Below are 11,862 nucleotides of genomic sequence, written 5' to 3'. Positions count from 1 at the left end.
TCAAGGCTCCAGAGGAGCGGGTTCTCCCTCCAGACGCATCTGAGACGCTGCTCAGGCCGCTCACCCCGAATTTCGCGTCTCGCTCTTCTTGAAAACCGTCGCAACTCCCAGTCGCGGAGGTTTTCACACGGTCTGGGCCTCGGAATGACACGGGAGATCGGTCGATGTCAGGAATTCCGCCTTCCGAGAGCCGTTGCGTGAGGGATGCGCGCCCGACAGGGCCGGGCCGCCGCCGCCACGGGGGTATCGTGGCGGCGGTGGCCCGGCGCCGTTGGGCACGGTCGTATCGTGCCCTGCGGCGCGCGCAGCCCGGCCCGGAGCGCAGCGGAGGGACACGCCCGAACCCGCGGTTCCACGATGCCCGATGTCCGCAGACCGTGGGATGGGCGATTTTTTTCTGGTCCGGCGCCGGCGGGATCGCTACAATGGTGGACCTGCTCGTCTGGAAAACACATCCCACCGGGAGATCATGATGCGCAAGATCACGCTGCAGCTGGAATCCCTCCACGTGGACTCGTTCGCCACCACGCCGTTGCTCTCCGGCGAGGGAACGGTGGTCGCCTTCGAAGAGTGCGAGCAGACGGCCTGGTCGGAGATCCCACCCAAGACGCAAGACTGCGCGTCGAACCAGGCCACCTGCGACACGTGCCAGGGACCGAACTGCCCCCGTCCCGCCTGAGTCCTGGCGCCGGTGAAGCCCCCCGCACGTGGGCCGGTCCGCGCGAGGCGGGCCGGCCCACGTCGTTCGCCGCCCGCCGTATCTTCAGAACGCGGGGATCCCGATGATGTCGCTACCCAGGATCAGGAGCAAGGAATCCGGGGCATGGCCGGCATCCGCGCGGCTGCCGCGCCCGACCCTCGGGGCAGGGTGAGAAGACGCTTCGGCCCTGCGGCGATTCGTGCGGAAAGCGGGGTTGGCGTTGCCGGACCTCAGAACGACAGGGGCGAGGCCAGTTGATCGCCGGTGATTCCTGGCTGTTGCGTGAGGGATGCGCGCCCGACAGGGCCGGGACGCCGCCGCCACGGGGGTTTCGTGGCGGCGGTGACCCGGCGCCGTTGGGCACAGGCGTATCGTGCCCTACGGCGCGCGCAGCCCGGCCCGGAGCGCAGCGGAGGGACACGCCCCAACCCGCGGTTCTACGATGCCCGAGGTCCGTAGAGCGTGGGATGGAGGATTTTTTCTGGTCCGGCGCCGGCGGGATCGCTACAATGGTGGACCTGCTCGTCTGGAAAACACATCCCACCGGGAGATCATGATGCGCAAGATCACGCTGCAGCTGGAATCCCTCCACGTCGACTCGTTCGCCACCACACCGCTGCTCTCCGGCGAGGGAACGGTGGTCGCCTTCGAAGAGTGCGAGCAGACGGCCTTCTCGGAGATCAAACCCAGCGAGAACGGCTGCAAGACGCACATCGGGCCCTCCTGCGGAGACTCCTGCGGCTGCAAATAGCCCAACCGCCGACGCATGACAGGGACAGGACTGCCGCGACTTCCCGCCTGAGACCGATGCAGGCGAAGCTCCCTGCACGTGGGCCGGTCCGCGCGAGGCGGGCCGGCCCACGGTCGTTCGCCGCCCAGCCGCGTCTTCAGAACGCCGGGATCCCGGTGATGTCGTTGCCCAGGATCAGGCCGTGGATGTCGTGGGTGCCCTCGTAGGTGTAGACCGACTCCAGGTTGGCCATGTGGCGCATGGCCTGGTACTCCACCAGGATGCCGTTGCCGCCCAGCAGCCGCCGCGCCTCGCGGGCCACCTCGCACGCCATGTCGACGTTGTTGCGCTTGGCCAGCGACACCTGCTCGGGGCGCACCTTCCCCTCGTCCTTGAGCACGCCGAGGCGCCAGCAGAGGAGCTGCGCCCGGGTGATGCCGGTGAGCATCTCGGCCAGGCGCGTCTGCTGGATCTGCGTGGCGGCGATCGGCTTGCCGTCGAACTGCACTCTGGTTTTCGCGTAGCTCAATGCCTCGTCGTAGCACGCCATGGCCGCGCCCACTGCGCCCCAGGCGATGCCGTAGCGGGCCTGCGTGAGGCACATGAGCGGGCTCTTGAGGCCGCCGGACTTCGGCAGCAGCGCGTCGTCGCCCACGCGCACGTCCTGCAGCACCAGCTCGGAGGTGTCCGACGCCAGCAGCGAGAGCTTCCCCTTCTGGTCGCGCGCGGTGAAGCCGGGGGTGTCGGTGGGGACGACGAAGCCGCGGATCGACTTCGTGTCGTCGAGCGCGCCGGTCTTGGCCCAGACGATGGCGATGTTGGCGGTGGAGCCGTTGGTGATCCACATCTTGGCCCCGTTCAGCACCCAGCCGTCGTCGGTCTTCTGCGCGCGGGTGATCATCCCGCCGGGGTTGGAGCCGAAGTCGGGCTCGGTGAGGCCGAAGCAGCCGATCACCTCGCCGGCGGCCATGCGCGGCAGCCACTTCCGCTTCTGCTCCTCGCTGCCGAAGGCGTAGATCGGGTACATGCAGAGCGCGCCCTGCACGCTGGCGAAGGAGCGGATGCCGGAGTCGCCGCGCTCCAGCTCCTGCATGATGAGGCCGTAGCTGACGTTGTCGAGCCCCGCGCAGCCGTACTCCTCGGGGAGATTGGCGCCGAAGACGCCCAGCTCGGCCATGCCGGGGATGAGCTGCTTCGGGAGGTAGCGCCCGATGTACGCGTCGTTGATCACCGGCAGCAGGTTGTCGTCCACCCACTCGCGCACGGTGTCGCGGATCATGCGCTGCTCCTCGGTGAGCAGCGAGTCTATGTCGAAGTAGTCTACGCCCTGGAACCTGGCCATTTCCGTGGCTCGCCTCGTCTGGTCGATGGGTCAGGAAGAGGCGGGGGAATATAGGCCGGGGGAGGGTCGGGGCAAGGCGAACGGCGGGTGCGAAGTGCGAGGGTACGCGGGGACTCATCCCGATCGCCAGGATCCGTTTCGGATGAAGATCCGAATTCGAATCTCACGCGGAGCAGCAGAGCCAGCAGAGAGCTGCGATGGGTTCCTCTGCTGACTCTGCTGCTCTGCGTGCGACCATCTGGTTTTTGGATTCGAACGAGACTGGCGGACCAGCGCACTCACGCACTGCGGTTTCTACTCGATCGTGTGCCCCCCGCGGACTTCGCTCTCGGGGGTGTCGGGGCGCGCCTTGCGGCGGTCGGAGACGGACCACCAGAGGAGGATGAGGCCCAGCACGGCGAGCACCGCGGGGGCGACCGAGGGCGTGTGCGCGAAGCGGCCGATGCCGAAGCCCAGCAGCAGCCCGCCCACCACCGCGCCCAGCACGTTGATCCAGGGTGAAGCCAGGAGATCGCGCATCTATCCCGTCCGGGAGACCTTCACGCCGCGGCTGCGAACCACGTCGAACAGCACCCGCCGCGCCACCTTGAACGTGAACCACGCCAGCGCCGCGCCCAGCGCGGTCCACAAGATCACGAAGCGCGAGTCCCACATCCCGAACGCCGACAGCAGCCACACGTAGAGCGCGGCCACCAGGAGCGCCGGGAGCACCGCCAGCGCGGTGGAGCGCCGCACCACCTCGGCGCGGCACGCCTGGCAGAGCCCGTTGGCGTCGGGCTTCTCGCCCGCCACGGTGCGGCCGCAGTTGCGGCAGTCGAACGGCGCCTCGCCCGTGTCGCTCATCCCGCCTCCTTCCGCCCGCCGTCAGAGCCGGCGGATCACCGCGTCGGCGAAGGTGGAGGTGCTCCCGGTGCCGCCCAGGTCGGGCGTCAGGGTGTCCTGCTCGCGGATGGTGGCCTCCAGCGCCCGCTGCACGCGCCTGCCCGTCTCGTTCATCCCCATGTGGTCCAGCATCATCACCGCAGCCATGAGGAGCGCCGCCGGGTTGGCCACGCCCTGCCCCGCGATGTCGGGCGCCGAGCCGTGCACCGCCTCGAAGATGGCCGCGTCCTCGCCGATGTTGGCGCCCGGCGCCAGCCCCAGCCCGCCCACCAGCCCGGCGATCAGGTCCGAGAGGATGTCGCCGAACATGTTCTCGCAGACGATCACGTCGAAGCGGTAGGGGTCCAGCACCAGCTGCATGGCCGTCGCGTCGATGATGCGGTCCTCGAACTCCACGCGCCCCTCGTACTTCTTCGCGATCTCGCGCCCCATGTCGAGGAAGAGGCCCTGCGTGTACTTGAGGATGTTGGCCTTGTGCGCCAGCGTCACCTTGCGGCGGCCGTGCTTCACCGCGTAGTCGAAGGCGTAGTGGAGGATGCGGTTGACGCCGAAGCGGGTCACCAGCATCACGCTCTCGGCCGCCGCGCGCGGGTCGTCGCCGATGCCGATGTAGTGCTCCACGCCGCTGTAGAGCCCCTCGGTGTTCTCGCGGATCAGCACCAGGTCGATGTCGTCGTAGCGGCCGCCCGCCACCAGGGTGCGCGCGGGGCGCACGTTGGAGTACAGCTCGAACTCCTGGCGCAGCGCCACGTTGATGGAGCGGAAGCCCGTGCCGCTGGGCGTGGTGAGCGGGCCTTTGAGCGCGATGCGGTTGCGCCGGATCGACTCCAGCGTGTCCTTCGGCAGCGGGTCGCCCAGCTCCTTGAGCGCGCCCTCGCCCGCCTTCGCGTGCTCCCACTCGATGTTCGCGTCCGCGGCCTCCAGGACCCGCACCACGGCCTCGGTGATCTCCGGCCCGATCCCGTCGCCCGGGATCAGCGTGACGGTGTGCGCCATTCGGTCTCCGCTCTGGTCCGATTCGATTGCGAGATGGGCTGCGGGCCAGGCATGCCCCCGGCCGGGCGAACGAGCTCGCTGCAACAACCGCACGAAGCCCGCCCCCGCGGGCTCCCGCGCCGGGTTCCGCGCACCGGGCCGCCATCGGAGCCGGCCCGGCCGCGAAACGACGGGAAGCAGGGATCGTGTGCGGCAAGATACGCCCGCCGCTCCGGGCAAGCAAAACCCCTCGCCCGGCGACCGGGCGAGGGGGGAGATCGTTTGTCGTACCTCGTACTTCGTACCCCGTACTTTCCTACTCCCGTACTTCCGTACTCCTACTGCTGGCCCGGCACCACCATCCGCGCCGCGAGCGCGGCCGCCGCGGTGGCGACCCCGGCGGCGTCGGCCTGGGGGCGGGCGGGGCCGTCCGCCTCGCCGAGCCAGACGATGTTGCCGTTGCGCGAGTCGATCATCGCCGCGCTGAGCCGCACCACGCCGCCGGAGCCGTCGGGGACGGGGAGCCAGGCGGCCTCGCGCAGCACCAGCACCAGCCGCGTGTCCATCAGCGCCGTGTAGCGCCTGAGCTGGCCGATGAGCGGCTCCACCACGTAGCGCTCCTGGTGGTGGACGAAGGCGTCGCGCGGGAGCGTGCCGGGGTCGGGCGCGTACCCGGGCGCGCGGCGCAGCGCGGCGCGGAGCTGCTCGGGCGTCACCCAGGGAGTCCGCGCGTCCCACTCGCCCAGCGCGAACACGATCTCGGCCGTGGCCTGGTCGCGCGTGACCGGGAGGCCGCGCACGGACTGCACGGGGAGGATCAGCACCTTCTGCCCGCCCAGGTCCATGGCGGAGACGGCCCCGGCGGGCTTCGGGCGCTCGGGCCTGGCCTGCGCGGCGGGGCGCCCGCAGGCGGCCAGGAGCGCGAACGCGGCGAGGGCGAGCGCGCGCACGCCGCGGCGGCGCGGCAGGGAGATTCGGTTGGGCATGGGAAATGGGAGGAGGTGAGGTTCGGCCGGCGCGCTCCAGCACTTCGCACGCCGCACTTCGCACTTTACAGCAGGTGCCCCCCGTCGACGGGAATCACCACGCCCGTGATGTGGCGCGCGTACTCGGAGCAGAGGAAGACCACCACGTTGGCCACGTCCTGCGGGTCGCCCAGGCGCCCCAGCACCGCGCGCTCGCGCGCCGAGTCCAGGATCTCGGCCGGGACGCCGCTGGTGAGCCGCGTGGTGCGGATGTAGCCGGGCGCCACGGCGTTCACGTTCACGTTGCTGGGCCCCAGCTCCAGCGCCGCCGAGCGGGTGAGCCCCAGCAGCCCCGCCTTGGAGGCGCTGTAGTTGGCCAGCCCGAACTCGCTGCGGATGCCGTGCACCGAGCTGACGTTGACGATCTTCCCGTCGTGCTGGCGGCGGAAGACGGGCGCCAGCGCACGGATCATGTGGAAGGCGCCGGTGAGGTTGGTGTCGAGCACCGAGCGCCACTGCTCGTCGGAGAGCCGCCAGAGGGCGCGGTCGCGCGCGATCCCCGCGTTGTTGACCAGGATGTGCACGCCGCCCAGGCGCTCCTGCGTCTCGGCCACGAAGCGCTCCACCGCCCGGGGGTCGCGCACGTCGCACTCGTCGTGGTGGACGCGCACCTCCAGGTGCGTGATCTCGCGCGCCGTCTGCTCGGCCTCGCCGCGGATGTCGCCGCCGCCGTCGTAGGTGAAGTAGTTGAACGCCACGTGCGCCCCGTGGCGCGCGAACTCCAGCGCGATCGCCTTGCCGATCCCCGTGGCCCCGCCGGTGACCATCGCCACCCGTCCCCGCAGGCTCGCCCCGTAGTTGAGCGACTTGGGCTGCGTCTCCTCGACCATCTCCTCGAGGAGCTGCTCGACGGGGTCGGCCACCCGCAGGCCCTCCATCGCGAGCGGTTTGTACGAGGCCGAAGGCTGTTCGTGGGGTTCCGGGTCGCGCGTCTCGGGCTCGCGAGAGGGCATCAAGCGACCGTGATGGAGGTTCCGAGTTGGACGGGTGCAGGCGAATTGTAATGCGCCGCCGCGGGATGCGGCAAGCCGAACGGACGTGCGTCCGGCCCGCCGCGGCGGACGATTCGCCCTGCGGAGCCGTGGGGCGCAACTTCCGCGCCGGGTGGAAGGTGCCGCGCACGCGCAGCCGATCGCGAAGCCGGATGCGCGCTCCGCCCCCGCGGAATGCGCGAAAGGCGGTAGTCCGCGAAGGCGGACTTCGTGTGGTCGTTGCAGCCTTCCATTCGCCCGCCGGCCGGCAGCGGGCGAAAGGCTGGATCAGTACTCCTCGATCTCCTCCGGCCGCACCCCCAGCCGCGCGGCGATGGCTTCGAGCGTGGCGGCGCGCGGCCGGCCCGTCTCGCCGCGCTCGATGCGGGCGATCTGCTTCTCGGAGACGCCGGGGAATTCGTCGCGCGCCACGCCCTTCTGCAGGCGCAGGCGGCGCAGGCACGCGCCGAAGGAGCGGTCCTCCTCGCGCCTCTGCCTGCGCAGCTTGCGGCGGTACTCGGCGTCGAACTCGTAGAGGACGGCGTCGGCGGTGGCCTCGTACTCGCCCAGGCGCACCGTCTGGCCGAAGTCGGTGACCCCGAAGTCGTCGAAGTCGGGGCGGACGCCGTTGCCCGACGGCTCGAACCACGAGGTGGGCACCAGGAGCGGCTCCATGTTGCCGCGGTACAGGACCACGACCTCGTCCTGCCGGTCGACGACCCCGCCGATGAAGAACTCGCCGCGGCGGGGCGACGCGAGCACCTCCACCAGTTCCTCCAGCGGCAGCAGGCTGGTGCCGGGGTTCCCCACCAGCACGCGGTAGAACGCCGCGTCCAGCACCGCCAGCCGCGCCGCGTCCAGGGGCTGCAGGACGATGATGCGGTGGTCGCCGCGCGGCCCGCGCCCCGACGCCAGCACCTCCAGCAGGGGCCGCACCCCCTGCGCCACCCAGTACTTCGGCCCGCGCCCGGAGGAGACGGCGGCCTCCGCGACCTCGCGGGTCGAGGAAAGGCTCCGCGCCGGCAGGTCGGGGCGCGGGCCGGCCTGGGACCGCTTCGGCTCCAGCAGAAGGACTTCCTCGTTCATGTCAGGGCTTCCTTTGGCTTCGACCACACGGGGTTGCGCGGGTACATCCCGTCCCACGCGGCGCGCAGCACCGGCAGCTCACGGTGGACCGCCGCGACCAGGTCGCGGGGCACGTAGGCCGGATCGGGCTCCGGATCGAGGAACCTGCCGCCGCGCAGGCAGACCCGCCACCTGCACGTGCGGAAGTAGAGCGTCGCGTGCGGCGGCTCCAGCCTTTCCTTCTCGGCGATCTTCAGCTTCCACCCGCGGCTCTTCCATGGCTCCGGCAACGGCAGCGAATAGGGCATTGGCTCTCTCGCGGTGGGAACGATATGTCCTTTTCTCATCCGTGTCAAGAAAGGACAATCAACCGTGGGGAATTGCGGCAGGACAACAGAAGTGAACGAAGTGGACGAAAATAAAGGCGTGATCAGATGCTTGGCAAGAGCGCAGTGGAACGCGGTGACGTGCAAAGCCCCTCGCCGGCCTGGGGAGGGGCTTTGCGCGGACGGGTGGATTGATCAAATGCGAAGGCCTGTACCGATCCGGAAGACTCGCTCACGCGGAATGAGCCAGAGTCAGCAGAAGGGGGGCTCTGCTGACTCCGCTGACTCTGCGTGAGACCTGCCGTCATTTCCGGACCGGGATCAGGCGAAGCGGGAGGCCTCCTCGGGCGGGGGGCCGATCTCGGCGCCGTGCTTGATGTTGCGGCCCTCCACCAGGAACACCACGTCCTCGGCGATGTTGGTGGCTAGGTCGGCGATGCGCTCGAGGTTGCGGCTCACCAGGAAGAGCGACATCGACGGGCCGATCCGCCGCGGGTCTTCCATCATGTGCGTGAGCAGGATGCGGAAGAGCGACTCGTGCATCTGGTCCACCCGGTCGTCGCGCCGGCACACCTCGCGCGCGGCCGCCGCGTCGGCGCGCACGAAGCAGTCGAGCGCGTCGGAGAGCATCTCGCGGGCGAGGCGCGCCATCTCGTCGATCTCCGCGAACTCCAGGAACACGGGCTGCGCGGCCAGGTGCCCCACCGCCTCGGCGATGTTCACCGCGTGGTCGCCCACGCGCTCCAGGTCGTTGGAGATCTTCATGGCCATGGTGATCAGGCGCAGGTCCCTGGCCAGCGGCTGCTGCAGCGCCAGCAGGTGGATGCACATGTCGTCGACGACGATCTCCATGGCGTCCAGGTCGCGGTCGCGCGCGATCACCGACTGCGCCCGGGCCGTGTCGCGCTCGGGGAGCGCGTCCACGGCCTGCTCCACCAGCTCCTCCGCGAGCGAGCTCATCTCCAGGAGCTGCGACTTGAGCCGCGCCAGCTCTTCGTGGAAGTGGCGCATGCCCGGCACGGGCGTCATCCGAACCTCCCGGTGATGTAGGCCTCGGTGCGCTCCTGGCGCGGGTTGGTGAAGATCACGTCGGTGCGGTCCACCTCCACCAGGCCGCCCAGGTAGAAGAAGGCGGTGAAGTCGGAGACGCGCGCGGCCTGCTGCATGTTGTGGGTCACGATCACGATGGTGTACTCGTCCTTCAGCTCGTAGATCAGCTCCTCGATCTTCTGCGTGGCGATCGGGTCCAGCGCGCTGGCCGGCTCGTCCATCAGCAGCACCTCGGGCTGCACGGCGAGCGCGCGGGCGATGCACAGGCGCTGCTGCTGCCCGCCGGAGAGGCCCAGGGCGCTGCGGTCCAGTCGGTCCTTCACCTCGTCCCAGAGCGCGGCCTGGCGGAGCGAGCGCTCCACGACCTCGTCCAGCGCGCGGCGGCCCCTCGCCAGCCCGTTCACCCGCGCGCCGTACGCCACGTTGTCGTAGATCGACTTGGGGAACGGGTTCGACTTCTGGAACACCATCCCCACCCGCTTGCGCAGCTGGACGACGTCGACACCGGGGTCGTAGACGCTCTGGCCGCGGATCAGGATGTCGCCGTCGTGGCGCACCCCCGGGATCAGGTCGTTCATCCGGTTGATCGAGCGCAGGAAGGTGCTCTTCCCGCACCCCGAGGGCCCGATCAGCGCCGTCACCCGGCGCCCGGGGATCGAGAGCGTGATGTCGTTCAGCGCGCGGGCGCCGCCGTACCAGAACGAGAAGTCCGCCGCCTCCACGGCGGGGGTCTCCGGCGCCGAGACCGCTGCCGGCGCCGGATCGGAGGATTCGAATCGAGCGGCGCCCACGGGCGCGGGGGCCGCGGTCTCGTGCATGTCGCTCACCGGCTGCGGTAGGGGCTGCGGATCAGGAAGCGCGCGGCCAGGCTCACGGCCAGCACCAGCGCGATCAGCAGGAGCGAGCCCGCCCAGGCCAGGCGGTGCCACTCCTCGTACGGCGAGATGGCGTACTGGAAGATGCGCACGGGGAGCGCGTCCACCGGCTGCCCCAGGCGCCACTCCCAGAACGGGTTGCCGAAGGCGGTGAAGAGGAGCGGCGCCGTCTCGCCCGCGATGCGCGCGAGCGCCACCAGCACGCCGGTGAGGATGCCGCTCCTGGCCGCGGGGAGGACGACCCCGAGCGTCGTCCGCCAGCGGGTGAGCCCGAGCGCCAGCGCGCCCTCCTTCAGCTCGCGGGGGACCAGGCGCACCATCTCCTCGGTGGTGCGCGTCACCATCGGCACCAGCATGATGGCCAGCGCCACCCCGCCCGCGAAGGCGGAGAAGTGGCCCATGGAGACCACCACCCACGCCCAGACGAAGATCCCGATCACGATCGACGGGATCCCGTTCATCACGTCGGTGACGAAGCGGATGGCGTTCGCCACGCGGCTCCCCTGCCCCTCGGCCAGGTAGATCCCCGCGCCGACCGCCACCGGCAGCCCGATCGCGGCGGCCAGCGACACCACCAGGAAAGTGCCCAGGATCGAGTTCCCCACCCCGCCTCCCGCCTCGCCCACCGGCGCCGGCCGCTCGGTGAAGAAGTCCAGGCCGAGGGCCGAGACGCCTTCCTTGAGCAGGTGGAAGAAGATGAGCAGGAGCGGGAGCACGGTGAGCGCGGCCGCCACCCCCGTGAGCGTGAGCATCACCAGGCTGGTGGCGCGGCGCCGGCGGTCGCGCAGGCTGAGCCGCGGCCCGGGCAGCACGGCGGCCGCGGCCGACTCGCCGAAGGGCTGGAGCGCGGGCCCGCTCACTTCCCCGCCCTCCGCGCCACGCGCCACACCAGGAAGCGGGCGATCGAGTTCACGACGATGGTGATGCCGAAGAGCAGCAGCCCGATCTCCATCAGCGCGGCCAGGTGCAGGTCGTCGGAGGCCTCGCTGAACTCGTTGGCCAGCACGCTCGCCATGGTGTAGCCCGGCGCGAAGAGCGAGGTGGGGACGCTGGGCCGGTTGCCGATCACCATGGTGATGGCCATGGTCTCGCCCAGCGCGCGCCCGAGCCCCAGGATCACCGCGCCGATGATCCCGGGGGTGGCGTACGGGAGCGCCACCTGCCAGGTCATCTCCCAGCGGGTGGCCCCCAGCGCCAGCGCCGCCTCGCGCTGCGCCACGGGGACGGCGGCCAGCACCTCGCGGGAGACGGCGGAGACGAAGGGGACGATCATGATGGCCAGGATCACCCCCCCGGCCAGGATGCTGGTCCCGTACGCCGGCCCCGCGAAGAGCCCGACGCGCTCGCCGAGGCCGTCCGCCAGCGGCGCCTGCACGTGGGCGCGCAGCCAGGGGACCAGGACGAAGATCCCCCAGAGGCCGTAGACGACGCTCGGGATCGCCGCCAGCAGCTCGGTGCCGAAGGCGATGGGGGCGGCCAGCCAGCGCGGCGCCAGCTCGGTGAGGAAGATGGCGAGCCCCACCGCGAGCGGCACCGCGATCACGAGCGCCAGGAGGCTGGAGACCAGGGTGCCGTAGACGAACGGCAGGGCGCCGAAGCTCCCCGCCACCGGGTTCCAGTCGCTCGCGGCGACGAAGCCGCCGCCGAACCGGCGCACGGCGGGCCACGCGGCCGCGCCCACGCGCAGCAGGATGAAGAGGAAGAGGACCGGGATCGCCAGCCCGAACGCGGCCATCACGGCCGAGTACGTCCGGTCCGAGAGGTTGCCGCGCCCCCACGCGGGGACCAGCCGGGAAAGGAGCGGGCGGGGGCCGGCCAGCACCCCCGCCTCTTCGGGCGTCGGTTGCATCAGACTCCCAGTGCGAAAGTGCGAGAGTGCGAAAGTGCGAAAGTGCTGGAACCTCGGCGCGGCCCCAGCACG

The 11,862-nt window shown here is 70.6% G+C and carries 14 protein-coding genes; 2 read left to right on the top strand and 12 right to left on the bottom strand.

All coding sequences use genetic code 11. The features are described 5' to 3' along the window. Nucleotides 1–469 precede the first annotated feature (469 nt). Nucleotides 470–679 (top strand): hypothetical protein, encoded by a 210-nt coding sequence (locus VF746_23850; GenBank protein ID HEX8695468.1) that lies wholly within the window; start codon nucleotides 470–472, stop codon nucleotides 677–679. Between the two features lie 574 nt (nucleotides 680–1,253). Next, on the top strand, nucleotides 1,254–1,451 hold the full coding sequence (locus tag VF746_23845) for a hypothetical protein (GenBank protein ID HEX8695467.1): 198 nt from the start codon (nucleotides 1,254–1,256) through the stop codon (nucleotides 1,449–1,451). Nucleotides 1,452–1,587: 136 nt separating this feature from the next. Here VF746_23845 and VF746_23840 read toward each other — a convergent pair whose 3' ends face one another. The 12 genes from VF746_23840 to pstC all read right to left on the bottom strand — a co-directional run bounded on the left by VF746_23840 (nucleotide 1,588) and on the right by pstC (nucleotide 11,790). After that, on the bottom strand, nucleotides 1,588–2,772 hold the full coding sequence (locus tag VF746_23840) for an acyl-CoA dehydrogenase family protein (GenBank protein HEX8695466.1): 1,185 nt from the start codon (nucleotides 2,770–2,772) through the stop codon (nucleotides 1,588–1,590). 294 nt (nucleotides 2,773–3,066) lie between these two features. Continuing rightward, on the bottom strand, nucleotides 3,067–3,291 hold the full coding sequence (locus tag VF746_23835; protein HEX8695465.1) for a hypothetical protein: 225 nt from the start codon (nucleotides 3,289–3,291) through the stop codon (nucleotides 3,067–3,069). Next, nucleotides 3,292–3,615 carry a hypothetical protein gene (locus VF746_23830; GenBank protein HEX8695464.1) on the bottom strand — a complete coding sequence of 108 codons (324 nt, stop codon included), beginning with the start codon at nucleotides 3,613–3,615 and terminating at the stop codon, nucleotides 3,292–3,294. A gap of 21 nt (nucleotides 3,616–3,636) precedes the next feature. Then, nucleotides 3,637–4,650, bottom strand: coding sequence for an isocitrate/isopropylmalate family dehydrogenase (locus tag VF746_23825; GenBank protein ID HEX8695463.1), 1,014 nt, complete (start codon nucleotides 4,648–4,650; stop codon nucleotides 3,637–3,639). A 317-nt stretch (nucleotides 4,651–4,967) separates the two neighbouring features. Beyond that, entirely contained in the window at nucleotides 4,968–5,615 is a 648-nt protein-coding gene (locus tag VF746_23820) for a hypothetical protein (GenBank protein HEX8695462.1), read from the bottom strand. A gap of 65 nt (nucleotides 5,616–5,680) precedes the next feature. Continuing rightward, on the bottom strand, nucleotides 5,681–6,517 hold the full coding sequence (locus tag VF746_23815) for an SDR family NAD(P)-dependent oxidoreductase (protein ID HEX8695461.1): 837 nt from the start codon (nucleotides 6,515–6,517) through the stop codon (nucleotides 5,681–5,683). Nucleotides 6,518–6,913: 396 nt separating this feature from the next. After that, nucleotides 6,914–7,711 carry a helix-turn-helix domain-containing protein gene (locus VF746_23810; GenBank protein ID HEX8695460.1) on the bottom strand — a complete coding sequence of 266 codons (798 nt, stop codon included), beginning with the start codon at nucleotides 7,709–7,711 and terminating at the stop codon, nucleotides 6,914–6,916. Then, nucleotides 7,708–7,998 (bottom strand): hypothetical protein, encoded by a 291-nt coding sequence (locus VF746_23805; GenBank protein HEX8695459.1) that lies wholly within the window; start codon nucleotides 7,996–7,998, stop codon nucleotides 7,708–7,710. Before VF746_23805 ends, VF746_23810 begins: the two co-directional genes overlap by 4 nt. A gap of 339 nt (nucleotides 7,999–8,337) precedes the next feature. Continuing rightward, nucleotides 8,338–9,045 (bottom strand): phosphate signaling complex protein PhoU, encoded by a 708-nt coding sequence (phoU, locus tag VF746_23800; GenBank protein HEX8695458.1) that lies wholly within the window; start codon nucleotides 9,043–9,045, stop codon nucleotides 8,338–8,340. Then, nucleotides 9,042–9,884 (bottom strand): phosphate ABC transporter ATP-binding protein PstB, encoded by an 843-nt coding sequence (gene pstB / locus VF746_23795; GenBank protein ID HEX8695457.1) that lies wholly within the window; start codon nucleotides 9,882–9,884, stop codon nucleotides 9,042–9,044. The genes phoU and pstB overlap by 4 nt, the downstream gene beginning before the upstream one ends. Nucleotides 9,885–9,889: 5 nt before the next feature. Further along, entirely contained in the window at nucleotides 9,890–10,801 is a 912-nt protein-coding gene (gene pstA / locus VF746_23790) for a phosphate ABC transporter permease PstA (protein HEX8695456.1), read from the bottom strand. Beyond that, nucleotides 10,798–11,790 (bottom strand): phosphate ABC transporter permease subunit PstC, encoded by a 993-nt coding sequence (gene pstC / locus VF746_23785; protein ID HEX8695455.1) that lies wholly within the window; start codon nucleotides 11,788–11,790, stop codon nucleotides 10,798–10,800. Before pstC ends, pstA begins: the two co-directional genes overlap by 4 nt. Nucleotides 11,791–11,862: the final 72 nt, after the last annotated feature.

Origin of the sequence: Longimicrobium sp., from assembly GCA_036389795.1 — a bacterium.
Lineage (GTDB): Bacteria > Gemmatimonadota > Gemmatimonadetes > Longimicrobiales > Longimicrobiaceae > Longimicrobium.
The sequence above is the reverse complement of the archived record's forward strand: the minus strand, read 5'-3'. Positions and strand labels throughout refer to the sequence as shown.